We start from the raw sequence: 22,872 nt of genomic DNA, 5'->3' as shown, positions 1-22,872 counted from the left end.
GCAGGTACAAGGAGGAAAAGGATGAAAAAATCTCTGGCATTAATATTCGTATTCGCAATGACAACTACACTTTTAGGAGGATGCGGCGGCAGTTCCACTTCATCAAAGGGGGAAACAGCCTCCACACAGGCACCGTCAAGTCAGGCGGAAACAACCAAAACCGCTGAAACTACAGGACAGTCAGCTTCCGAAGGCAATCCGGCATTTTATGAAGGAAATACCATTATCGGACAGTCTTCCTGGATTGGATTTGCTCCGCTATATCTGGCAGAGCAGAAAGGATTTTTCAAAGATCACGGTGCTGATGTGTCCATTCAGTTATTTGAAAGTAAAACAGACAGTAAAAGCGCACTGGTAGCAAAGAGGATTCAGGGCATGTCAACAACCATTGATACCCATGTTTTAAACAAGGCAAGCGGAATGGATATATCTGTCGTACTGGCACTGGATACTTCCGCAGGCGGAGATGGTCTGATTGCAAAATCTGATTTAAAAGATATAAAATCCCTGGCTGGCCATACGGTAGCACTGGATACCACCGGCGGCGCTTCCTTCTTCTGGTTCCAGTATCTGCTCCAGAAAGAGGGAATGACACTGGACGATGTTCAGGCAGTTAATATGAGTTCTGGTGATGCGGGGGCAGCCTTCATTGCAGGAGAAGTAGATGCAGCCGTAACCTGGGAGCCGTGGCTTTCAAAAGCAAAAGAAACAGAAGGAGACTCCGTTATGATCGACAGTTCTGCCACACCAGGCGTTATCCTGGATGCTTTGGCAATGGACAATGATTTTATGAAATCTTATCCAGGAACCATAAAAGCAATTGTAAGCGGATGGTATGATGCACTGGATTACATAAAGAGCAATCCAGAGGATGCGTATAAGATTATGGCAGAATATACAGGAAATGATTCCGGAGACAGTTTAAAGGCAGCTATGGAATCGGAACTTGAGTTATACGATGAAGCAAAAAACACTTCTTATTTTGAGTCTGATATCTTCGATATAGCCGATATGGCATCGGAATTATGGATTGATATGGGATTGATTAACCAGGTACCTGATTCCAGGGAAATGATTACAGGTGATTATTTGGAACGTTTAAAATAAGATACAGACATAAAACATCAGCCAGTATGGAATGTTTAGGAAGGAATCAGCGGAATCCATGAAAGAAATGAAAATGAGACTTTTTAAGAGATTAGCAGATTCGTTTACCCCGAAAGGGGCAATCAGCAAAACTGCATATGTAACATTGTCAGCCGTTGCGTTTCTTTTGATCTTTTTACTGTGGGGAACTGCATCATATGTTATAAAAGTAGACCAGATGTTTTTGCCTGCTCCGGTTAAGACTGTTGCCACCGCCTTTACCATGTTTACAAAAGGAGGATTTTTACTGGATATACAAATGTCCGTACAAAGAGTGTTAATCGGTTTTTTAATCTCTTCGGTGGTAGGAATCCCCCTGGGAATCTTAATTGGAACTTATGCACCTTGTGCTGCATTCCTGGAACCTATGTTTTCTTTTGTCAGATACTTACCAGCTTCTGCATTTATCCAGCTTTTCATCCTGTGGATCGGAATTGGAGAAGAAGCAAAAGTAGCAATTATTATAGTAGGAAGCTTTGCCCAGATCATTCTTATGGTAGCCAATAATGTCCGCAATGTCAGCGGAGAACTGATTGAAGTATCCTATACTCTGGGAGTTTCCAAGTTGGAAGTTCTATGGAAGATTATTCTGCCAAAATGCCTGCCCGATGTAATTGATACTCTTCGGGTAGTGCTGGGCTGGGCGTGGACTTACATCATTGTTGCTGAAATGGTTGGTGCTTCTAAAGGAATTGGCTTTATGATCTCACAGGCGGGAAGACAGTTCTGGGTAGATAAAATATTTGTTGGAATCATAACCATCGGATTCATTGGACTGTTCTTAGATATGCTGGGATTATATTTAAAAAAGTTATTATTTCCATGGAATGAATAATCAGAAAGGAGCTTATTGGTATGGATAGGGATCTGGAAAATCACGGGCTGAACATCATTGATATTGAGAAGATTTACCACACAAAGAATGGTGATGTCCATGCGCTTTCAAAAACAAATCTACATGTTCACCGGAAAGAATTTGTAGCGCTCCTTGGAACCTCTGGCTGTGGAAAATCAACCCTGCTTCGCATGATCGGGGGATTGACTGAACGAACCAGCGGTAAGATTATATACGACAATAAAGAACTGACCAGACCAAGTGCAGACGTTGGAATGGTGTTTCAAAAATACACCTTGTTTCCATGGCTCAGCGTCGGGCAAAACATTGCTTTTGGACTGAAACAGAAGAAAGAAAAGTCCAGTGCAGAGATCAATGAGATTGTGGATCAATATGTGGACCTGGTGGGGTTAAGGGGATTTGAGAAGCTTTACCCCAAATCCTTGTCCGGTGGTATGCAGCAAAGGGTGGCCATTGCAAGAGCCCTGGCAAATGATCCAAGTATTCTCTTGTTGGATGAACCCTTTGGTGCTCTGGATACCACAACCAGGGAAATTATGCAGGAATTGCTGTTGGATGTATGGCAGAAATCCCCCAAGACCATTGTGATGGTAACTCATGATGTCGAAGAAGCGGTCTTTTTAGCAGACCGGGTTGTGGTCATGTCAGCCCGTCCCGGCAGAGTCCGTGAAATCATCGACATTGATTTAGACAGACCAAGGGATTACCGGGTAAAATCCTCTCCGAAATTTATTGAGTATAAAATGAGGGCATTTGAACTAATCAGGGAAGAGAGCATGAAACTGATGAAAGAGGGGATCTGATTATCGGGAAAATGAAAATGTTCATACAGAAATTTGTATGGTACAATACTGTATGAATCATGAAGGATAACGAAAAGAGGACCCCCTATGGAGAGAGCAGAATACTCAAATATTGAAGAACTGTTTCATGCGATGGCGAAAGCGGCAAGCGAATCAGCAACCTACAAAAAGCTGGCTTTTTATCTGGAAAAAGAATATCGGAAAATCATCTTTATGACAGCTGAGGAAGTTGCTAAAAACTGTGGTGTGAGTCAGGGAAGTGTTTCCAGGTTCTGTATGGTAATGGGATTTAAAGGATACAGTGATTTTTATAAACATCTTCAAAAGATTGTGACAGAGGAATTGACAGCACCCCAGCGCTACCAATATACCAAATCAGGCAAAAAAAAGATAGATGATATTTTGCTGAAAGAGGCAGGCAACATTCGGGAGCTGACCGGTGTTTTAGGAGGCGGTCTTTATGAGAAGATGGTGGATGACATTGTAAAGGCAGAAAAGATATTCCTTGTTTCAGCCAGAATGTCTGCAACCTTATTGCCCTATATGAAATATCTGCTGGATAAATTAAGGGATCAGGTGGAGATTGTGACACCGGATTCTAGTGGCTGGAATCGTTTTTATCTGGAAAATCCGGAGCAAGCACTGATTATCTCCACCTGTTTTCCAAGGTATTCCAAGGCACTGGTGGATAAATTAAAAGAGCTGAAAGAAGAGGGATTTTCTATCTATGCCATGACAGACCGAAGAGTATCTCCCACCATACAGGCGGAGATTCCCTCGATTGTTGTCCCCATTACTACCACTTCTATTTTTGATTTATACAGCACCCCCATGGCATTTATCAATCTGACTTTGCGGGATGTATCAAAGAAGATTCCGGATTTGGATAAAAGGCTGGAAAAGATCGAGAATTATGACAATAAATATGGTGTATTTTATAGATAGACCATTGACGTGACAGCGGTTTTACCAGAATAGGGAAGCAGAAAACTGTAGATCCAGGCAAGTATTTACAGTGTTTTTCTGTACCCTGATGTGAATGAAATTATTCATAAAACAGATTAGGAGAATGGAACCAATAAAAAAGAAAACCATGAATAAAATAAATATTGACCGTTTAATAAAGAATGTAAAAAGATTAGGAACCATAGGTGAGAATCCGGAAGGCGGCGTTGACCGGGTACTGGGAAGTGAAACGGATTTACTTGCCAGACAATGGCTCATGGATTACTGGAAAGAAACATTTCATCGGGAAACAAAGGTGGATGCCATTGCAAATATGTGGCTTCCTATGGAAAACGGTGAACATAAAAAGGCAATTGTCCTTGGCTCTCATCACGATGCGGTTCCAAACGGAGGAAAATACGACGGCGCCCTTGGAGTTTTGATGGCAACAGAAGTTGCAGAAACAATCATGGAACAAAAGATAAAATTAAAGCATCCTCTGACCATTATTTCTTTTACCGGAGAAGAACCAAATCCTTATGGAGTCTCTACTCTTGGAAGCAAAGCTTTGGCAGGAAGAATTACAAAAGACCAGATACAAAATTATTCCCACAGGAACACGAAGGAAAATCTGGTGGACGGAATAAAAAGGCTTGGAGGAGCGATTGAACAGTGGGAGCAGCTGCCGGGGAAAGAAAACATCGGAGCATATCTTGAATGTCATATCGAACAGGGAAACCGGTTGGAAAAAATGGATTTACCGGTTGCCTGTGTCTCTGTTATTACAGGAATTTACCGGGAGCAGATCACCGTAACCGGCGAGGCAAACCATGCAGGAACCACTATGATGGACAGCAGAAAGGATGCATTGCTGGGTGCATGTGAGGTTGCGCTTGCAGTAGAAGCCATATTGCTGCAATTGCAGGATAAAGACATTGTTGGAACCATTGGCTATATAAAAAACATGCCAAATGAAGCCAATATTATTTCGGATCACACCGCAATGATTCTGGATGTAAGAATTTCCAATGAAGAGAAAAAATCAGAGATGCAGCACCGGATCAATGAAAGAGTAAAAGAAATTGAATCCCGAAGAGGGGTAAAGGTACATAGAAGCATTATTTTAAACCAGCCGGCACAGCCCATGTCTGATGTGGTGATCCGTGCGGTCAGTCAGGGAATTGAGCAGACAGGAATACAGCCGGTGCAGTTGGTCAGCATGGCAGGACATGACGCTTCCAATGTTGCATCCATTGCTGACAGCGGAATGATATTTGTCCGGAGCATGGATGGAAAAAGTCATTGCAAAGAAGAATATTCCACTCCGGAAGACATTGAAGCATGTGCCAATGCAATGTTAAGGGCAGTACAGATTTTAGATGAGGAGATGGCTGAATGAAACTGTTTAGAGCTGAAATGCTCCATTATAATGGAGGCTTTTACCGGGATTACGGGGTACTGGTGGAGGGAGATACCATAAAAGCAGTAAAACCCGTAGCAGAACTGGAGGCACAATACAAAGAGCAGATTAATGAAATCATCTGTTGGAAAGACCAGGTAATGGTTGCCGGAACTGTAAATGTTCACAATCACAGTTTTCAAAGTCTTCTTCGGGGCATCGGCGCAGACCGGCCATTTTTGGAATGGAGAGATGAGTCCCTTTATAAGTTTTCAAACAAGATGACATTAGAGGATATCTATAACGGCGCTGTATTTGCTTTTTCAGAAATGATGAAAAGGGGAGTGACCACAGTCTGTGATTTCTTTTATCTTCACAATTTTGGAATGGAAAGCGATGAAGCGGTGATACAGGCGGCAAAGGATGTCGGAATCCGTCTGGTGCTTGCAAGAACCATGTATGACTGGAAGGGAGCACCAAAAGGATATGTGGAGACGATTGAAGAAGCGGTTACTTCTACCAGAGAGCTTTTTTACAGATACAAAGAAGACGACATGGTAAACATTGTTCCGGCACCTCACAGCCTTCATGCGGCGACCACAGAGATGATTATGGCAGGTCACAGGCTGGCAGAGGAACTGGGAACAAAATTTCACATTCATGTTGCAGAAGAACCCTTTGAGGTGGAAGAATGCAGGCTGGCACATAATGGTATGACCGTCATTGAATACTTAAATTCCATTGGAGTGGTGGATGAACACATGATGATTGTCCATGGTGTTTATTTAAGGGAAGAAGAGATAAAACTTCTTGGGAAAAAAGGGGTATCTCTCGCCTACTGCCCTTCCAGCAATATGTTTTTAGCAGATGGAATTACCAACATTCCCGCCATGATGGAAGCAGGCGTTACTATTGGACTTGGTTCTGACGGAGCATGCAGCAATAACCGGATCAGTGTATTTGAAGAGATGCGGATGGTATCCATTCTTCAAAAAGCAAGCACCTGCAATGCCATGTGTGTAAATTATAACCAGAGCTTTGCCATGGGAACGGTGAATGGGGGGAAGATTCTGGATCTGCCGGTGGGAGAAATAAAAGAAGGAATGAAAGCGGATTTTGTTTCCATTGATTTAAGTGATTTCTCCATGCAGCCGTTGAATGAACAATTTGAACAAATGCTCCCAAACATTGTGTATTCCATGGAACCAACCGCGTTAAAGCATGTAGTAGTCAACGGAGAGGTCACCGTATCTCATGGAAAGCTTAGAAAACTCACAGAAGATAGTGTGATAAAAGGCGTAAAAGATACCATGAGCCGGTTTTATAAATGAAAGGAGTCATAGGATGCAGTTAACAAAAAAAGAACAGGATATGCTGGATGGGAAGATGGGAGCAGGTACGCAATTAGCCATGAAGATATTGGTAGCAGTAGGGGAATCTTTTGATGCTCCTTACATGGTGCCTGTAACAAGAACCCATGTAGCGTTAAGCAATCAGGAGGCAGACTTATGGTTTGCAGAAAAGCTGGTTAATATGGGAGCAAAATGTGCGGTGCCCCCTACGGTAAATCCAAGCTTTAACCTGGAACAATTTAAAGAGATTACAACCATTGCCCCGATGGATGAGGAGATTGTAAAAAGAACCCACGCCGCATATACCAGACTGGGTGCGATTATGACCTATGACTGTACCCCTTATTTAGAACATAATGTCCCAAGATTTGGGGAAGTGATTTCTTTCTCTGAATCCAGTGCAACCCCATTTGTGAACTCGGTGTACGGAGCCAGAAGCAACCGGGAAGCAGCACAAAGCGCTCTTTGTTCTGCCATTACAGGGGTTACGCCATATTATGGGTACCTGCTTGATGAGAACCGGAAAGGGGAAGTACTGGTACGGGTGGAGGCTGATTTAAAGAGTGATTTTGATTACCAGATGCTTGGATATGTAACACCAAAGTTCACCGGCTTTAAAATTCCTGTCTTTACCGGTATTGAGAATCCCTCCAAGGAAGCACTGATGAATCTTGGTGCACAGTTAAATACCGGAGGCAATGTTGCCATCTATCACATTGTAGGATTTACGCCGGAGGCACCAACCGTGGAAGCTGCATTCCATGGGAAAGCTCCTGAGAAAGAAGTGGTAATCACCAATCAGGATCTGGAACAGATGAGAGCAGATTTAACAGATGCAGGCGGTAAGATTGATTTTGCTTTGTTTGGATGTCCCCATCTGACCATTCATCAGATCATAAAGGTTGCAGAGCTGGTGGAAGGAAGTAAGCTGGCAGTGCCCTTATTTATTATGTGCAGTGCCTCAACCAGGAATTTAGCAACCCAGATGGGACTTCGGGAAACAATCGAAAAGGCAGGTGGTCATTTAATGGCGGATACCTGCATGGATCAGCCAAGCTGGCATTTTCTTTATGGAAAAAAAGGAGTGACGGATTCGCCAAAATGTGCCTATTATACCAAACGGCGTGATATGCAGTTTGTAATAACCAGTTTGGAAGATTCCGTAAAAGCCGCTTTGAAAGGAGAAATCTAATGCAGGAATTTCAGTGTCATAAAATATCCGAAGGAATTGTAACCGGAGAAGTTTTAATATCAAAAGATGATTTCTGTTTTTATCTGGTAGACCCTAAAACCGGAGTTGTAATTGAAAAACAGCATTGTCTCTACGGCAGGTGCATTGCAAATAAAATATTGGTATTTCCCAACGGAAAGGGAAGTTCTGTGGTTCAGGCAGACGGAATGTACCAGTTAAAGATGACAGGAATGGAACCAAAGGGAATGATTATTAAAAATCCGGATACCACTCTGGTTGCAAGTGCAATTATTATGGAAGCCCCTCTTGTGGATAAGGCAGAAGACAGATTCTATGAAACCATAAAAGACGGAGATACCATCACCTTAAATGCAACTGAGGGGCGGATTATATGGGAAGGAGAACACTGACATGACACCATTAAATATAAAAATGACCATTGATACTTTGCCGCCAATGCCTGTGTTTGAACCTGGAATCCGCAGGGCGCCTTCCAGAGGCTTCCGCCTGACAAAAGAGCAGACCGTAACGGCACTTAAGAATGCCCTGCGTTACATTCATCGGGATCTTCATGAAACAATCATTCCAGAGTTTCTTAAGGAGCTGTATACTTATGGAAGAATTTACGGCTACCGCTTTCGTCCGGCAGAAGGAATCAAAGGCGGCTCCATTGATGATTACAAAGGCAACTGCGTGGAAGGCAGGGCGTTTCAGGTGATGATCAATAACAATCTGGATTTTGATGTTGCGCTGTATCCCTATGAACTGGTTACCTATGGGGAGACAGGAAGCGTCTTTCAAAACTGGATGCAGTATCGTCTGACCATGCAGTATCTGGAATTGTTAACCGATGAACAGACGCTGGTTCTGGAATCAGGACATCCTCTGGGGCTGTTTTATTCTAAAAAAGATGCTCCGAGAGTTACCATAACCAACGCATTGATGATTGGCATGTTTGATAATCCGGCTGACTGGGAAGTGGCAGAAGAGATGGGGGTTGCCAATTACGGACAGATGACAGCAGGCGGCTGGATGTACATAGGTCCTCAGGGCATTGTCCACGGCACCTACAACACCTTATTAAACGCTGGCAGACAGCAGCTTGGGATCGCCAACGACAAGGATTTAAGCGGTGTATTATTTGTAAGCTCCGGTCTTGGAGGAATGAGCGGTGCACAGCCAAAAGCCATTGAGATTGCAGGCGGAGTGGGAATTGTTGCAGAAGTGGATAAGTCTAGAATTAAAACAAGAATGGATCAGGGCTGGGTGAAGGAATCATCCTCTGATTTAGGAGTTGTTTATAAGCTTGCAAAAGAATATATGGAGAAAAAACAATCCATTTCCATTGCTTATCACGGCAATATTGTTGATTTACTCCAATATGCAGTGGACCATCACATTAAGATTGATTTACTATCCGACCAGACTTCCTGTCATGCGGCCCATGAAGGCGGTTACTGTCCGCAGGGTGTCACATTTGAAGAGCGGACGGTACTGTTAAAAGAGGACCGGAAGCGTTTTATTGAAATGGTGGATAAGACCTTAAGAAAGCATATTGAACTAGTAAAAACCTGTGTGGAAAACGGCACTTATTTCTTTGATTACGGAAACGCATTTTTAAAAGCAGTATTTGATGCAGGTGTAAAAGAAGTATCAAGAAATGGAATTGATGATAAGGATGGATTTATATATCCCTCTTATGTGGAAGATATTATGGGTCCCCAATTGTTTGATTATGGCTATGGTCCGTTCCGCTGGGTATGTTTAAGCGGAAGAGAAGAGGACCTGGATAAAACAGACCAGGCGGCGATGGAAAGCATTGACAAAGACCGGAGGTATCAGGATTTAGATAATTATAACTGGATCCGGGATGCCAAAAAGAACCAGCTTGTAGTAGGGACCAGGGCAAGAATCCTTTATCAGGACGCCGAAGGACGGAAAAACATTGCTCTCCGCTTTAATGAAATGGTGAGAAATAAAGAAGTTGGTCCCATTATGTTAGGCAGAGACCATCACGATGTAAGCGGTACGGATTCCCCATTTCGTGAAACTTCCAACATCAAAGACGGAAGTAATGTTATGGCAGACATGGCAGTTCAGTGCTATGTTGGAAATGCAGCCAGAGGAATGAGTCTGGTGGCATTGCATAATGGGGGCGGTGTTGGGATTGGAAAATCCATTAACGGAGGCTTTGGTCTGGTATTGGATGGAAGTCAGAGGATTGATGAGATTATTAAAAGTGCCATGATCTGGGATGTCATGGGCGGTGTTGCCAGAAGAAACTGGGCGAGAAATGAAAATGCAATCGAGACGTCGGTTCAATTTAATAAAACCTATGAGGGAAAGGCAGTGATAACCATTCCTCATGTAGCTGATGAAGCACTGGTAAAACAGGCAGTAGAAAAAACATTCCGGCAGTAAGAAGAAAAAGGTGGAAAGAAGGGGAATCCGTTGAACAAAGTATTGTTATATAACTGCTCCCAGATTGTTACGCCAAAAGGCAGCCATATAAAAAAAGGCAAAGAGATGGATCAGTTAGAGGTGATACATCATGCCAGCATTTATATGGAGGACGGTATCATATTATTTCTGGGCACAAACGAAGACGTTCTGCAAAGACTTGGAGCCTGGAGCATAGAACAGATTCCTGATGGCATTCAGGTCATTGATGGAGCTGGAAAAGCCGCATTGCCGGGATTTGTGGACTCCCATACCCATTTTATCTTCGGAGGATACCGGGAGGCTGAGTTTATGGAACGTCTGTCCGGAGCATCCTATCTGGATATTATGAGAAAAGGCGGCGGAATTCAGAGTACGGTAAATGCAACAAGGAGCTATGAGGAAGACCAGCTTATTTCTGACGGAAGAAAGCGCTTAAACGATATGCTTTCCCAGGGCGTTACCACGGTAGAGGGGAAAAGCGGCTATGGGCTGGATCTGGAATGTGAACAAAAACAGCTTCGGGCAATGAAACGGCTGAATGAAACCCATCCGGTTGAAATTGTTCCTACTTATCTGGGCGCCCATGCGGTGCCAATGGAATATAAAGACGATCCTGCCGGGTATGTCACCTATATGACAGAGGTTGTATTGCCCCAAATAAAGGAAGCAGATCTTGCAGAGTTTTGCGATATTTTCTGTGAGGAAGAAGCTTTTGATATAGAACAGAGCAGGATTTTCTTAACAGAAGCAAAGAAAATGGGCTATCAGATTAAACTTCATGCAGATGAAATTTATGATCTGGGAGGCGGAAGGCTTGGAGCAGAACTGGGAGCTGTATCGGCAGATCATTTATTGATGATCTCGGAATCCTCCATATCTGCTCTGGCAGAAAGCGGAACCGTTGCAACTGTGCTGCCTTGTACTGCATTTTGCTTAAATAAGCCCTTTGCTCCAGCAAAGAAAATGATAGATGCGGGATGCGGGCTTGCCTTAGCAACGGATTTTAACCCGGGAAGCTGCTTTACCAATTCCATTCCCTTAATGCTTTCCCTGGCAGTTTTAAAGATGAAAATGACTTTGCCAGAAGCCATTACAGCTCTGACCATCAATGGAGCATCTGCCCTTAACCGTGCAGATAAAATAGGAACTCTGGAAACAGGAAAACAAGGCGATATTGTATTGCTGGATTATCCCGATTACCGTTTTTTGATCTATCATACTGCTAAAAACATTGTTCATACAGTGATAAAAAATGGACAGTTGGTTTATGAAAAAGAAGAAAGCTGATTATGGATGCCAATATAAAAATTTTAAGAAAAATAGACTATAAAACAACCGCCTGGAGCGGGGGAGACACAACCCAGATTTACATTTATCCGGAAACGGCACAATATGAAGAACAGGATTTTTTATATCGTATCAGCCTTGCCAGTGTAATGGAGGAAGTCTCTTCTTTTACGAAGTTAGATAATTATAACCGGATTCTGACTGTTCTGGAAGGAAGCATTAAATTGGAGCAGCAGAAGGAAACACCTCTTATTCCGTTAAAACCACTGGAGCAGTTTCAGTTTGGGGGTGAAGTTCCCATCACAAGCTATGGTCGGTGCAAAGATTTTAATCTGATGTTTCAAAAGGGACTGGAGGGGAAAGTCCAGATCATGCAGATGAAAGAAACTTCATGGGAATTTGATTTGGAACATGGCGCCCAATACATTCTTTATTCCTTTTCTGGAGGTTTTGATGCAGCATTTTATGAGAAGGTTATTCCGATCCAAGGCGAGGAAACTCTGGTGATTCAAAAAATCAGGAAACCAGGGAACCGGTTAAAGATCATCAGAAAGGACGAAAATACGCTGTTGGCATTGTGCTGCATTGCGTCTAAGGGCTAGATTGCTATGAAAAATAAAAAAAACAGGAAGCTGGCAGCAGATTTTGCCTGTATTCTGGTAGGAGGTTTTTTATTTGCATTTGCTACAAACAGTATTTATACCCAATTTAAACTGCTGAGTACAGGGTTTAATGGCGTGGCGCTGCTTTTGCATTATTCTTTGGGAACAAGTATTTCATTTTTCTCTTTTTTACTGAACATTATTTTTGTAATGATTGGAATAAAGTGGATCAGTCCCATGTTTGCAATTAAAAGTGCGGTAGGAATCAGTTCAATTTCTGTATTTTTATATCTTACTCAGGAAATAGTACTTCCCATTGATAATATTATTGTTGCAATTATATTTGGCAGTGTGATTCTGGGCGGAGGTGTTGGTCTTGCCCTGCGCCATGACGGAGCCTTGGGCGGCATGAATATTCTTGGAAAAATCATCAGCAAATACGCCGGAGTAAGCATTGGTACGGTTGACATGGTTTTTAATGCAATTTTAATTGTCTGTGCAGGTTTTATATTCGGATTAAATATTGCGCTTTATACCATACTGGCAAGATACATTGCAAATCTTGTTATTGATAACGTGATAGAAGGATTTAACCGGAAGAAAACCGTTATCATTGTTTCCGATCAGTACCGGGAGATTGCAGCCAGAATCATGGTAAATCCTAAAAGAGGAATTACTTATATAAATGGAGAGGGAGGATATACCGGAACGGATAAGCATATGATTTACTGTGTCATTAAGCTGACACAGCTTGCCAGAGTGAAACGTATTGTGATGGAAGAAGATCCCAGGGCATTCATGACGATTCTGGATGCAAAAGAGGTGGTTGGAAAAGGGTTTGAAATTCTGTTGACAAATTCTGTTTCAAAGAGCATAAGGTAAAATACAAAACGCAATGGAGCTTTGGCTTCTGATTGGGCTAACAAGATATACTATTTGGTGAAGAAAAAATAATACAGATTCCCGTCTTTCTCTCCTGAAAAGAAAATGGTTTTCTTTAACATTTTGTGTTATAATAAGGAACAGAGTACTTGGATTTAAGAGAGTACCTAAAATTAGAAAAGAAGGGAGAATGTGATATTATGGATTTAGAATTAAAAGATAAGGTTGTTATGATTACTGGTTCAACCGGAGGTGTAGGTGAAGCTTTGACAAAAGCGTTTGCAGCAGAAGGCTGTAAACTTGCCATATCTTCTACAAAGCAGGAAAAACTGGACAAGCTCGTTCCATTGTTGAATCTCCCGGCAGACCATCTGCTCACATTTGTGGTAGATGTAACGAAAGAAGATCAGGTCCAGGCGATGGTGGATAAAACCGTTGAAACCTTTGGCGGTCTGGATGTACAGGTGAATAATGCTGGATATGACGGCCGTAATGCACCAATTACAGAACAGACTTATGAAGACTTTATGAAAGTTTATAATATTAATCTATTTGGTCCTATGTACGGTATGAAATATGCAGTACGTCAGATGATGAAACAAAAGAGCGGTTCTATTGTTAATATAGCTTCTAACGGAAGCTTTGTGGGAGCAGCCGGTATGGCTCCATATGTATCTTCCAAACATGCAGTAGCAGGACTTTCCAAATGTGTTGCTCTGGAGACTGCTGCAAGCAATATCCGTGTGAACTGTATCTGCCCTGGAGCCATTGATACTGCCATGATGCGTTCCATTGAAAAGAAGTTTTTAGGAGAAAACGTTTCCATAGAAGATGCGAAAAAAGCATTCAGTGGTGCTTATCCGGATGGACGTTATGCTGATCCGAAAGAGGTTGCAGATCTTGCAATCTACCTGGCTTCTGCCCGTTCCGGACATATTACCGGTGCCTGCATCCGTCAGGATGGAGGTATGGAGGCAACTTCAAGATAACCGGTTTAAGTTACACAAAAAAGTCCTGCATGGAGATGAATTCCATGCAGGACTTTTTTGTGTAAAACGGGTATTCTATAGCAGATTATTTTAATAATTGTGAGGTTAGAGCTCATAGTCTACGCAGATCGGATATTTTCCGTTGGCACTTTTGGTAATGGTTGCCTGGATATCGTAGAGCTGTTTTAAATTCTTCTCGTGAATCACTTCAATAGGCTTTCCCTGAAACAGGACATGTCCGCCTCTCATTCCAATGAGATGATCGGCGTATTTCATGGCATTGTTTAACTCGTGCATGACGATTAAAACGGTTACGGAACGTTCATTTTTTAAGGTCTGCAGCAGGTTTAAGATTTCCACCTGATTCGCTAAATCCAGGTAGGTGGTTGGCTCATCCAGAATCAAAATATCCGTCCGCTGTGCCAAAGCCAAGGCGATCCAGGCTCTCTGCCTCTGTCCGCCGGAAAGTTCTGAAACAAAATGATCGGCAAATTCTTCCACACCTGTTTGTTTCATCGCCTGATTTACAATTTCATGATCCTCCTTTTTCAGTCCGCTCATAAGAGACAGATGGGGATATCTTCCGTAACTCACCAGCTCCCGCACCGTTAATCCATCGGGACATTGGGGGGATTGGGGCAGAACTGCCATCCGCCTGGCAAGTTCTTTGGGAGACTGCTCTTTGATGGAAATGCCGTTGACCTGTATGGTTCCCTTCTGGGGACGGAGGACCTGACCAATTGTTTTCAGTAAAGTAGATTTTCCGCAGCCATTGGGTCCGATGATAATGGTGATCTGATGTTCCGGAATAGAAAGGTTCAGATTTGGTATAATGATTTTTTTGTCATAACCGACCTGAAGCTGGCCGATATCAATGGCATGTGTCAGATTCATATAGAACTCCTTTGTTTCAGCAGTAAAAAGATAAAATAGGGAACACCGATGAGGGACAGGACAATCCCAAGCGGGATCTCAATGGGAGAGAAGAGATTGCGGGATAACGTATCGGAAAAGACCACTAACGTTCCGCTGATCAGCCCTCCCAGTAAAAGTTTCCTGCGGTGGGCAGCACCCGCCACCCGCTGTGCAATGTGGGGACCCAAAAGACCTACAAATGCAATGTTTCCGGCAACCGCAACCGAAACAGAACTTAAAATAACAGCAAGAAGAATCAGCTGTTTTCGTTCTTTTTCCACGGAAACACCTAAATGAAGAGCCATAGCATCTCCCAGTGCCATAAGATCCAGAGTCTTGCTTTTAATCAGCAGAATAATAAATACCACAACCGTTACGGGAGCAATAAGAAACAGATAGGCAAACCCGGTTCCCCACAAGCTTCCGTTGGTCCAGTTTAATACCTGCTGAAAGTTTCCTTTATTCATGGCTAATTGAAACAGGGTGATAATGGAATTGATGCCAATGTTAAAGCCAATTCCCACAAGTAAAAGCCGGTTTGTACCAAGTACTCCTTTTTTACAGGAAAGGAGATAAATAAGACTGGAACTTATAAGGGCACCGGTCAAAGAAACGACAGGTACAAGAAGCAGGGTGCCTGTCTTTATAGCACTGTAATAAGCGGAACTCTGTGCATTGATTAACAAAACAACGCCTAAGGTGGCGCCGGCATTGATTCCGATGATTCCTGGCTCTGCCAGAGGGTTTTTCGTTGCAGTCTGAATGGTACAGCCTGCACAGGAAAGTGCAATGCCCACAAAAATGGCGACCAGAATTCTTGGAATACGGATGCCCCAGACTGCCAGATGTTCACTGGGCGTACCATGACCAAGGACTGTGTTAAGAATCCGTTCCAGATTCATCTGGTAGGAACCATAATATAATCCGAAGAAACAAGTGGCAATCAGGAGAATCAGAAAGAAGATAAAGGCTGGTTTCATAGAACTGCCGTGCTTCATGAAGTCTTCTCCTTTCGTACTAAATAGATAAAGAATGGAACACCGATGAACGCACTGAACAATCCTACCGGTATTTCGTAAGGGCTGTTAAGAGTCTTAGCTGCGATGTCTGCCCATATCATGAGAACGGCTCCTGCCAGAAAGGAAAACGGAAGTAAAATGCTGTGGTTATTCCCAACGACCCGGCGGATAATATGGGGAATCACCAGTCCGACAAAGGCGATGTTTCCCCCGACGGATACACAGACTGCACAGATAGGAACAATCATTGCCAGACAATAAATCCGGACTCTTGCCGGTTTTACTCCAAGACCGAGAGCAACTTCATCTCCTAAGGAGACCAGATTGATTTTCCTGGCCATAAAAATGGAGAAAAGAAGAGCACAGCTTCCTATAACAAACAGCCAGAATACAGAATCCCATTTTGCAGAACGGAATCCGCCGGATAACCAGAAGGCGAGCTCCTGGGAGCGGTTTCCAAGCAGGGCGATAATAGAAGCCAGGGATATAAAAAATGTGCTTATGGCAGTGCCGGCAATTAAAAGTCCGGTGATGTTGGTGGACCTTACCGTTTTTAAACTGAACAAAAGAACCAGGATTCCGCTGAAGAAAGCTCCTATTAAAGCTGCCGCTGTATTTCCCAGCGTGGAGTAAACAGACAGGCTGACGCTTGATATGGCAACTGCCAGAGTGGCACCCTGGGTCATACCCATAATGGACGGTTCTGCCAAAGGATTTCTTGTAATTCCCTGCATAAGAGCGCCTGCCAGAGCCAGCATTCCGCCTACCAGAGCAGAAGATAAGGCACGGGGCAGTCTGGAATCTCTTACAAGTAAGGCTTCCAGTCCTCCGTCAAAGTGCAGAATGCTATCTGCCACCACGTTCAGAGGGATGGATTTTGCCCCTGCACAGACGGCAGTCAAAAGACCTGCCGCTGCCAGCAGAAGCAACAAAAGACATAAGATTATATTTTTTTTCATGGTGTTGTGTTGCCTAAAAGAGAGGAAATCTCATCGAGAAGCAGACTTCTTCCAATGCAGCTATAAGACTGGCTGAAATAGGGACTGGAAGGTAATTCTACCACATTGCCTGCCTTTACTGCAGGAAGGCTGTTCCAGATGGGATCTGCTTTCAGCGCCGCCATATCTTCCTCTGTACCAACTGCCAGAATCCGGTCTGCTTCAATACTTGCCAATCCTTCATAATTGATTACTGGAAGGCTGACATTTTCCTGTTTTGGCATGCCGGAGGGACGTTTTAATCCCATGTCTTCATAAAGAATGCTTCCAAAGCCTGCTGCATCAAAGACAAAGAGCTTGCCGCCGCTGGCAAGAATTGAAAGATAGGTGGTATCCTCACCGAAGGTTTTCTTCACCTCTTCCCCTTTTTCTTTTCCCTTGGCTTCATAATCGCTGATCCATTGTTCTGCTTCTTTGCTTTTACCGAAGATGGTTCCCACTTGCCGGATGTCATCTTTCCAGTCAATCTGTGCAAGTTCAATCATGACTGCAGGAGCAACTGTTTTTAATTGATCATACATCTTTTCCTGACGGGTGGAAAGAATAATTAAATCCGGTTCCAGAGGTAGAATTCCCTCAATATCCATGGAATCCTGGAAACTGAATCCTACAATCTTGGCACCACTTAATTCATTTTTTAAAAATGGCGGAAGCTTTGTACGGTCATAGGCATCAGAATTTGCGGTTCCAATCACGTTATAGCCTAAGATATGTAAAATGTCACTGTTTCCGCTTAAATCCACGATCCGTTGTGGATTGGCTGGAATCTCCACCTGACCTCTGACATCGGTAACTGTTATTTTGTCTTCACTTTCTGCTTTCACGGGACTGGTACTTTCTGCTTTCACAGGGCTGGTGCTTTCTGAGCGGTCAGTATTTTGTCCACCGCAGGCTGATAAACTGACTGCAACACAGAAAAGTGCAGTTCCTACTGCAAGTGCATGTTTTTTCATTCTCTGAATCACTTGATGAATTCCTCCTTATCATGTATAATAAAACAATCATTGAATTGAGGTTAGCCTATGCTAACCTCGAGGGCGAGTATAGCATTCTGATCGGATATGTTCAATGGTTGAAATTAAATTGATTGTTTTTACACCGTTACGGAGTATTTATTTATGAAAAAGGATATGGATATGAATTTTTCCGATCATGTTTTAAGGCATCTGACCTTTACACCGGAATATTTGGATCATTATATATTATATCAGAACCGGAACAGACCGGAACTGGGATATAGCCTGCAGTATAACCGGGCAGACTATTACAACATTGGTATTGGAAATTATACGGTAGCAGAAGATTTTGTGCTGCCTTTTTCTCATGACATGACATTTTTGAAATTCGGGTTATTCTACGAAGGAAAGACAGAAGTAGAACTAAAACATGAGGGAACCATCCGTTCCACTCCATCGTCCTTTTGTGTAATGGAAAGTGCTGTCAGCGGAACACAGAGGTGGAAAAAGGGACAGCATCTATACGGAATTGAAATATCCGTATACGAACCGTATTTCAGAGACGTAATAAAATCCATATCTCCAGAAAATCAGATCATGGATCAGTTTGAGAAAAACCGTACCTACTTTTATATGCCGGAGGAAATGATAAGGATTATTGAAACCATAAGAGGGCATATGGAAACTCGTTTAATTCAACCGATTTTCCTGGAAAGCAAAGTCTTGGAATGTCTTTCCATTCTGACATCGGCAGTGGCAGTAAGTAAGAATCATATTGACAGCCTTCAAGTGAATTATGGAAAGATAGCCGTTGGCAAGAGCCGTATCCTCCGGCTGAATTCTTCGGATATTAAAGCATTAAACGAGGCCCATGATATTTTATGTGCGGAATTTAGCAATCCTCCAAGCATTAAGGAACTGAGCCAGAGGGTGTTTTTGAATGAGCAGAAGCTGCGTGTGGAATTTTCCCATTATTATCACAGCACCATCGGTCAGTTTCTGCGTTCTTTGCGAATGACAAAGGCAGTCAATCTTTTAGCAGCTACGGATCAGAGTGTGTCTGACATTGCCAGTGAGATCGGGTATAGCAACAGCAGTAATTTTTCCAGGGTATTTAAAAAGGTTTATGGAATGACACCATTTGAATTCAGGGATGATAAATTGTCAAGGTGAGTGATGCCGGTATTTTGAATCAGACATGCACTGGGTCTGTGTCATTTACAGTACAGAAAAATAGCTTGTAAGCTTGTGTAACCTCTCTGCAATTTGTGCCCTTAATAAATCTGGTTTTACGGAGAGAATATGTTCTCCATAATTGATAAAATAGGTTGTAATGAAGTCTTCCTCCCCTTTGTTGAAAAATCCCCGGATAAAATATTGTCCGTTTTCAGAATAAAATTTCATGGAAGGATAATGTTCTTTGTAAAACAGGTCAACTCCTTTTGCAGAGATTCCGATTTCAAAGTCCACCGCATCAGAGGTTTTATATAACTGGTCAGCCGGTTTCATAAATTCAGAAAGTGGCTTTGCAGCAATGTCATGGCATTCTTCCATATTTATAACCCGGTCACAGCGGAAAACCTGGGGTCTTTCTGTCTTAAAGTTATATCCGGTGGCATACCATTGTCCATAAGCGGAGGAAATGTCGAAAAACTGAATGCAGTATGTCTTCTGTGTATCTTTTTTTTCATAGGTCAGGGTGCATACCTTTTCTTCGATGGCATATCCTAAAATATCGCTTAAAAAAGGACATTCATTGCTATGAAGGGTGGTGCCTAAACGGAAAACTTTTTCAACCCTGTGAAGCAGGGAGGTCTTTTCCGCAGACAAACAGTTTTCAAATTTTTTCTTTAATTGTTCCACACTCAGATGAAAGGGAGTGGTTTCATAAGCCCGCAAGGTGAGCATAGAAAAGTATAATGCAAATACTTCATCCATATGAAACACAATCGGTGATAAAAGCTTGTTTGGAAGTATTCCATAAAAACCATTTCTGCCATGCTGGGAATAGATAGGCATACCGATTCGTTCCAGGGCTTCTACATCTCGCAGTGCCGTACTTTTTGAAATGTTATACCGAGCCATTAGATCTTTTAAATGAAATGAATTCTTGTCATTTAGAAACAGCATCATATCGTTAATTCTTTCTGATTTATTCATAATCCAATCCTCACCAGTTAAATATATTAAAAGGTATCGTTAACTGACACCTTTTTGAATTATACTATAATCAGCAAAGATAAAAAAGGAGAAAGAACAAGATATGAAAAGATTATTTTTAACATCATCATTTAAAGATGTATCCGGTCTTTTAGCAGATTTTGAGGGGAATTTAAAAGGGAAGACTGTAACATTTATACCAACTGCAAGTATTGTTGAAGATGTCACTTTTTTTGTAAATGCCGGGAAAAAGGCTCTTGAAAAATTAGGTCTGGCTGTAGACGTCTTAGAGATATCTACAGCAGGTTCAGACGAAATAAGTACCAAATTAAAATCCAATGATTTTATTTATGTGACAGGCGGCAACACTTTTTTCCTTCTGCAGGAGTTAAAACGCACAGGAGCAGACAAGACCATGATTGAAGAAGTAAATGCCGGGAAACTCTACATCGGAGAATCAGCAGGTTCCATTGTTGTATCTCCGGATATTGAATATATAAAAGAGATGGATGAAGCTCAAAAAGCTCCCAGGCTAACTGGATTTGGCGGTTTGAACCTGGTGGACTTTTATACGGTACCTCATTATACCAATGTACCTTTCAAAAAGACTGCACATAAAATAGCAGACACGTATTCTTCTACATTGAATCTATTGCCTATCAGTAATCATGAAGCAATCCTGGTTGAAAACGGCAAGGTGAATAAAGTTTCCTCCAAATCCTGATTTACGATGGGGCAGTTTTATGCTATTTAATTTCTCTGATTTTAGAAAGGTCGCCGCTGCAGAGAACTTCAAGGTGTTCAAATATCTTTTTGACATTCCAGTCCCACCAGCGGATGGCAAGAAGATATTTGATCAGGTCATCGTCAAACCTCTTTTTCAGTACTCTGCATGGGTTACCGCCTGCAATGTGATAAGCAGGAATGTCTTTTGATACAACAGAGTTTGCAGCGATAATTGCCCCGTCTCCAATGTGGACACCAGGCATTACCGTAACGTTCTGTCCGATCCATACATCGTTTCCGATTACGGTATCCCCTTTTAGAGGTAAGTCTGATAAGGCTGGCATTGCTTTTTGCCAACCGCCTCCCATGATGTTAAATGGATAGGTGGTCACACTGTTCATGCGGTGGTTTGCACCGTTCATTACAAATTCAATCCCTTTTGCGATGGCACAGAATTTGCCGATGATGAGTTTATCTCCAATAAAATCATAGTGGTGTGTGACATGCTGCTCAAACATTTCAGCACCGTTTTTGTCATCGTAATAGGTATAATCTCCAATGATGATATTAGGGTGTGTTACCACATTTTTTATGAAGCACACACTTTTAATCGCCTCATTGGGGTAGACAGCATTAGGATCAGGTCCATATTGCATAGGAAACACCTCCTTTGTTTATGGAATAATTCTTTTGATTTTTTCTTGGCAATTTCAATAGACTGTGTTGATCTATTATACACCGATTAAGTCGATAAATCTACTGGTGGCTGTGGAAAGCGGCATATCCTTTTTAACCACAACTTCCAACTTTCTAAGGGGTATCTTTTCCTGGACATTAAGTTTGAATAGGGTATTGTTTTTAAATTCTTTTTGTACATATTCTTCTATGACGCAAGCGACACCCAATCCTTCCATCGTGAATTCAACAATCAGATCCAAGTTGCTCAACTCAATCTGCGGCGCTAACTTAATTCCGTGAGATAAAAAGTATTCATGAATATATGCTCTTGTATTGCCGCCTTTTTGAAGCATAATAAAAGGATAATTTTGTGATAGGGTATGAATAGAAATTGGTGCATCACATAAGGTTTTATATTTCTCCCCAACAACAAAACAGTCGTGTATTTCTAACGTTTTTATTGTATGAAATTTACTCCTGTCAAGATTGTGAGGATTCAAGATTCCTATGTCAATCTCGCCCGATTCCAGCAATTGTATAATTTTATAACTTGATTCATCTGTGATAGATAAAGAAACGTCAGGGTAGTTAAGATTATATTGGCTGATATATTGCAGTAAATCATATTTACAAACGGCACTGCAAACCGCTAATCTCAATTGTCCTGCTGTCAATTGTTTAAGTTCAAAAAACTTCCGTTCTCCTGCCTGTATTAAGTTATAACCCTGTTCAATATAACGATACAAAACCTCTCCCTCAACAGTCAGGGAAACACCTCTGGCATTTCTAAAAAACAATTCTCCGCCTAACTTTTGTTCCAGGTGCTTAATTGCCTGGCTTGCTGCTGGCTGTGACGTATATAATTCTTTTGCTGCTTTGGAGATACTTCCAAGTCTGGCAGTTGTGTAGAAAATCCGATAGAGTTCTAAATTAATTAACATATAATATTACAATATACCTCCTATATTGATTTGCGATTTTACTTATATCTTGTTTTTTATTATAATAGGTGCAGACAATAGAGTCAATCGTGTATGGAAAAGGAGGTGTAAATATGGTATTACTTTATTATGTTCTTTCGTTGGTATCTGGACTGGCTTTGACATTACAAGCTGGATTCAATGGACAGCTTCGTTCAAAAGTGGGCAGTCCCGTTCTCTCGTCTTTTATCAGTTTTTTAGTTGGCACCATAGGGCTGGGTCTGGTGCTTGCTTATACAGTATTGAGAGGTTCTTATTCATTATCAGATAGCACAAATATACTCAGAGGAATTCGATGGTGGATGTTTTGTGGAGGACTTTTAGGAGCTTTTTATATCTTTGTCACCATACTGTCTTCCCGCCAGATAGGCTTTGCAAATATGTTTAGTCTGGTAATTTGCGGTCAAATAATTTTATCAATCATATTTGACCATTTCGGTTTTATGGGAAATGAAATCCATCTTATCAGTCCACAAAGAATCTTTGGGGTGGCTCTGCTGATAGCAGGAGTAACCCTGATACAAAAGTTTTAATTCATTAGGAGG

General features: G+C 42.1%; 23 protein-coding genes. 16 read left to right on the top strand and 7 right to left on the bottom strand.

All coding sequences use genetic code 11. The annotated features are described in order from the left end of the window. Window positions 1-21 precede the first annotated feature (21 nt). From FAY33_RS11585 to FAY33_RS11525, 13 genes are all read left to right on the top strand, one after another. Window positions 22-1,107 (top strand): ABC transporter substrate-binding protein, encoded by a 1,086-nt coding sequence (locus tag FAY33_RS11585; protein WP_143321379.1) that lies wholly within the window; start codon window positions 22-24, stop codon window positions 1,105-1,107. 58 nt (window positions 1,108-1,165) lie between these two features. Further along, window positions 1,166-1,981 (top strand): ABC transporter permease, encoded by an 816-nt coding sequence (locus FAY33_RS11580; RefSeq protein WP_143321378.1) that lies wholly within the window; start codon window positions 1,166-1,168, stop codon window positions 1,979-1,981. 20 nt (window positions 1,982-2,001) lie between these two features. Next, on the top strand, window positions 2,002-2,805 hold the full coding sequence (locus FAY33_RS11575) for an ABC transporter ATP-binding protein (protein ID WP_143321377.1): 804 nt from the start codon (window positions 2,002-2,004) through the stop codon (window positions 2,803-2,805). Between the two features lie 87 nt (window positions 2,806-2,892). Continuing rightward, window positions 2,893-3,750 carry a MurR/RpiR family transcriptional regulator gene (locus tag FAY33_RS11570; RefSeq protein WP_143321376.1) on the top strand — a complete coding sequence of 286 codons (858 nt, stop codon included), beginning with the start codon at window positions 2,893-2,895 and terminating at the stop codon, window positions 3,748-3,750. Window positions 3,751-3,874: 124 nt separating this feature from the next. Beyond that, a complete protein-coding gene (locus FAY33_RS11565) occupies window positions 3,875-5,149 on the top strand; it encodes a hydantoinase/carbamoylase family amidase (protein ID WP_243126707.1) in 1,275 nt (424 codons plus the stop codon). After that, window positions 5,146-6,480, top strand: coding sequence for an amidohydrolase (locus tag FAY33_RS11560; protein WP_143321375.1), 1,335 nt, complete (start codon window positions 5,146-5,148; stop codon window positions 6,478-6,480). Before FAY33_RS11565 ends, FAY33_RS11560 begins: the two co-directional genes overlap by 4 nt. 13 nt (window positions 6,481-6,493) lie before the next feature. Further along, window positions 6,494-7,693 carry an aconitase X catalytic domain-containing protein gene (locus FAY33_RS11555; RefSeq protein ID WP_143321374.1) on the top strand — a complete coding sequence of 400 codons (1,200 nt, stop codon included), beginning with the start codon at window positions 6,494-6,496 and terminating at the stop codon, window positions 7,691-7,693. Beyond that, window positions 7,693-8,103, top strand: coding sequence for a DUF126 domain-containing protein (locus FAY33_RS11550; protein ID WP_143321373.1), 411 nt, complete (start codon window positions 7,693-7,695; stop codon window positions 8,101-8,103). Before FAY33_RS11555 ends, FAY33_RS11550 begins: the two co-directional genes overlap by 1 nt. A gap of 1 nt (window position 8,104) precedes the next feature. After that, the gene (locus tag FAY33_RS11545; RefSeq protein ID WP_185967596.1) at window positions 8,105-10,114 is read left to right on the top strand and encodes a urocanate hydratase; all 2,010 of its coding nucleotides are present in this window, start codon (window positions 8,105-8,107) and stop codon (window positions 10,112-10,114) included. A gap of 30 nt (window positions 10,115-10,144) precedes the next feature. Further along, window positions 10,145-11,422 carry an imidazolonepropionase gene (gene hutI / locus FAY33_RS11540; RefSeq protein ID WP_143321371.1) on the top strand — a complete coding sequence of 426 codons (1,278 nt, stop codon included), beginning with the start codon at window positions 10,145-10,147 and terminating at the stop codon, window positions 11,420-11,422. A gap of 2 nt (window positions 11,423-11,424) precedes the next feature. After that, complete coding sequence (locus tag FAY33_RS11535; protein WP_143321370.1) at window positions 11,425-12,024, top strand: HutD family protein; 600 nt, start codon at window positions 11,425-11,427, stop codon at window positions 12,022-12,024. A 6-nt stretch (window positions 12,025-12,030) separates the two neighbouring features. Next, window positions 12,031-12,906 carry a YitT family protein gene (locus FAY33_RS11530; protein WP_143321369.1) on the top strand — a complete coding sequence of 292 codons (876 nt, stop codon included), beginning with the start codon at window positions 12,031-12,033 and terminating at the stop codon, window positions 12,904-12,906. Between the two features lie 200 nt (window positions 12,907-13,106). Further along, window positions 13,107-13,895 carry an SDR family oxidoreductase gene (locus FAY33_RS11525; RefSeq protein WP_143321368.1) on the top strand — a complete coding sequence of 263 codons (789 nt, stop codon included), beginning with the start codon at window positions 13,107-13,109 and terminating at the stop codon, window positions 13,893-13,895. Window positions 13,896-14,000: 105 nt separating this feature from the next. Here the strand turns inward: FAY33_RS11525 and FAY33_RS11520 are convergent, their stop codons facing one another. From FAY33_RS11520 to FAY33_RS11505, 4 genes are read right to left on the bottom strand one after another with little or no spacing between them, the layout of a single operon-like run. After that, window positions 14,001-14,789: an ABC transporter ATP-binding protein gene (locus tag FAY33_RS11520; RefSeq protein ID WP_143321367.1), complete on the bottom strand. Its 789-nt coding sequence runs from the start codon at window positions 14,787-14,789 to the stop codon at window positions 14,001-14,003. Continuing rightward, complete coding sequence (locus FAY33_RS11515) at window positions 14,786-15,808, bottom strand: iron ABC transporter permease (RefSeq protein WP_143321366.1); 1,023 nt, start codon at window positions 15,806-15,808, stop codon at window positions 14,786-14,788. Before FAY33_RS11515 ends, FAY33_RS11520 begins: the two co-directional genes overlap by 4 nt. Further along, window positions 15,805-16,788, bottom strand: a complete 984-nt coding sequence (locus tag FAY33_RS11510) for an iron ABC transporter permease (RefSeq protein WP_143321365.1) — start codon at window positions 16,786-16,788, stop codon at window positions 15,805-15,807. The genes FAY33_RS11515 and FAY33_RS11510 overlap by 4 nt, the downstream gene beginning before the upstream one ends. Continuing rightward, window positions 16,785-17,792, bottom strand: coding sequence for an ABC transporter substrate-binding protein (locus tag FAY33_RS11505; protein ID WP_347562687.1), 1,008 nt, complete (start codon window positions 17,790-17,792; stop codon window positions 16,785-16,787). The genes FAY33_RS11510 and FAY33_RS11505 overlap by 4 nt, the downstream gene beginning before the upstream one ends. Before the next feature lie 153 nt (window positions 17,793-17,945). Between FAY33_RS11505 and FAY33_RS20080 the strand changes: the two genes are divergently transcribed. Next, on the top strand, window positions 17,946-18,956 hold the full coding sequence (locus FAY33_RS20080) for an AraC family transcriptional regulator (protein WP_143321364.1): 1,011 nt from the start codon (window positions 17,946-17,948) through the stop codon (window positions 18,954-18,956). A gap of 45 nt (window positions 18,957-19,001) precedes the next feature. Here the strand turns inward: FAY33_RS20080 and FAY33_RS11495 are convergent, their stop codons facing one another. After that, on the bottom strand, window positions 19,002-19,943 hold the full coding sequence (locus tag FAY33_RS11495) for a YafY family protein (protein WP_143321363.1): 942 nt from the start codon (window positions 19,941-19,943) through the stop codon (window positions 19,002-19,004). A 103-nt stretch (window positions 19,944-20,046) separates the two neighbouring features. Here FAY33_RS11495 and FAY33_RS11490 point away from each other — a divergent pair, with 103 nt between their 5' ends. Then, window positions 20,047-20,667 carry a Type 1 glutamine amidotransferase-like domain-containing protein gene (locus FAY33_RS11490; protein WP_143321362.1) on the top strand — a complete coding sequence of 207 codons (621 nt, stop codon included), beginning with the start codon at window positions 20,047-20,049 and terminating at the stop codon, window positions 20,665-20,667. Between the two features lie 22 nt (window positions 20,668-20,689). Here the strand turns inward: FAY33_RS11490 and FAY33_RS11485 are convergent, their stop codons facing one another. Both FAY33_RS11485 and FAY33_RS11480 read right to left on the bottom strand, forming a co-directional pair. Next, window positions 20,690-21,325, bottom strand: coding sequence for a Vat family streptogramin A O-acetyltransferase (locus FAY33_RS11485; protein WP_143321361.1), 636 nt, complete (start codon window positions 21,323-21,325; stop codon window positions 20,690-20,692). Window positions 21,326-21,400: 75 nt separating this feature from the next. Next, window positions 21,401-22,288, bottom strand: a complete 888-nt coding sequence (locus tag FAY33_RS11480) for a LysR family transcriptional regulator (RefSeq protein ID WP_143321360.1) — start codon at window positions 22,286-22,288, stop codon at window positions 21,401-21,403. A gap of 113 nt (window positions 22,289-22,401) precedes the next feature. Between FAY33_RS11480 and FAY33_RS11475 the strand changes: the two genes are divergently transcribed. Further along, on the top strand, window positions 22,402-22,860 hold the full coding sequence (locus FAY33_RS11475; RefSeq protein WP_143321359.1) for a DMT family transporter: 459 nt from the start codon (window positions 22,402-22,404) through the stop codon (window positions 22,858-22,860). Window positions 22,861-22,872 lie beyond the last annotated feature (12 nt).

Origin of the sequence: Clostridium sp. HBUAS56010, assembly GCF_007115105.1 — a bacterium.
GTDB lineage: Bacteria > Bacillota > Clostridia > Lachnospirales > Lachnospiraceae > Lacrimispora.
Note: the sequence above shows the minus strand (reverse complement) of the source record. Positions and strands in the feature narration are given on the sequence as shown.

What these genes read in the sequence shown, in the direction of transcription:
- FAY33_RS11485 (WP_143321361.1), bottom strand. Translation starts at nt 21,325, where the DNA reads ATGCAATATGGACCTGATCCTAATGCTGTCTACCCCAATGAGGCGATT.
- FAY33_RS11490 (WP_143321362.1), top strand. Translation starts at nt 20,047, where the DNA reads ATGAAAAGATTATTTTTAACATCATCATTTAAAGATGTATCCGGTCTT.
- FAY33_RS11525 (WP_143321368.1), top strand. Translation starts at nt 13,107, where the DNA reads ATGGATTTAGAATTAAAAGATAAGGTTGTTATGATTACTGGTTCAACC.
- FAY33_RS11570 (WP_143321376.1), top strand. Translation starts at nt 2,893, where the DNA reads ATGGAGAGAGCAGAATACTCAAATATTGAAGAACTGTTTCATGCGATG.
- FAY33_RS11480 (WP_143321360.1), bottom strand. Translation starts at nt 22,288, where the DNA reads ATGTTAATTAATTTAGAACTCTATCGGATTTTCTACACAACTGCCAGA.
- FAY33_RS11585 (WP_143321379.1), top strand. Translation starts at nt 22, where the DNA reads ATGAAAAAATCTCTGGCATTAATATTCGTATTCGCAATGACAACTACA.
- FAY33_RS11555 (WP_143321374.1), top strand. Translation starts at nt 6,494, where the DNA reads ATGCAGTTAACAAAAAAAGAACAGGATATGCTGGATGGGAAGATGGGA.
- FAY33_RS11495 (WP_143321363.1), bottom strand. Translation starts at nt 19,943, where the DNA reads ATGAATAAATCAGAAAGAATTAACGATATGATGCTGTTTCTAAATGAC.
- FAY33_RS11580 (WP_143321378.1), top strand. Translation starts at nt 1,166, where the DNA reads ATGAAAGAAATGAAAATGAGACTTTTTAAGAGATTAGCAGATTCGTTT.
- FAY33_RS11475 (WP_143321359.1), top strand. Translation starts at nt 22,402, where the DNA reads ATGGTATTACTTTATTATGTTCTTTCGTTGGTATCTGGACTGGCTTTG.
- FAY33_RS11575 (WP_143321377.1), top strand. Translation starts at nt 2,002, where the DNA reads ATGGATAGGGATCTGGAAAATCACGGGCTGAACATCATTGATATTGAG.
- FAY33_RS11545 (WP_185967596.1), top strand. Translation starts at nt 8,105, where the DNA reads ATGACACCATTAAATATAAAAATGACCATTGATACTTTGCCGCCAATG.
- FAY33_RS11535 (WP_143321370.1), top strand. Translation starts at nt 11,425, where the DNA reads ATGGATGCCAATATAAAAATTTTAAGAAAAATAGACTATAAAACAACC.
- FAY33_RS11560 (WP_143321375.1), top strand. Translation starts at nt 5,146, where the DNA reads ATGAAACTGTTTAGAGCTGAAATGCTCCATTATAATGGAGGCTTTTAC.
- FAY33_RS11565 (WP_243126707.1), top strand. Translation starts at nt 3,875, where the DNA reads ATGGAACCAATAAAAAAGAAAACCATGAATAAAATAAATATTGACCGT.
- FAY33_RS11550 (WP_143321373.1), top strand. Translation starts at nt 7,693, where the DNA reads ATGCAGGAATTTCAGTGTCATAAAATATCCGAAGGAATTGTAACCGGA.
- FAY33_RS20080 (WP_143321364.1), top strand. Translation starts at nt 17,946, where the DNA reads ATGAAAAAGGATATGGATATGAATTTTTCCGATCATGTTTTAAGGCAT.
- FAY33_RS11530 (WP_143321369.1), top strand. Translation starts at nt 12,031, where the DNA reads ATGAAAAATAAAAAAAACAGGAAGCTGGCAGCAGATTTTGCCTGTATT.
- FAY33_RS11520 (WP_143321367.1), bottom strand. Translation starts at nt 14,789, where the DNA reads ATGAATCTGACACATGCCATTGATATCGGCCAGCTTCAGGTCGGTTAT.
- FAY33_RS11515 (WP_143321366.1), bottom strand. Translation starts at nt 15,808, where the DNA reads ATGAAGCACGGCAGTTCTATGAAACCAGCCTTTATCTTCTTTCTGATT.
- FAY33_RS11510 (WP_143321365.1), bottom strand. Translation starts at nt 16,788, where the DNA reads ATGAAAAAAAATATAATCTTATGTCTTTTGTTGCTTCTGCTGGCAGCG.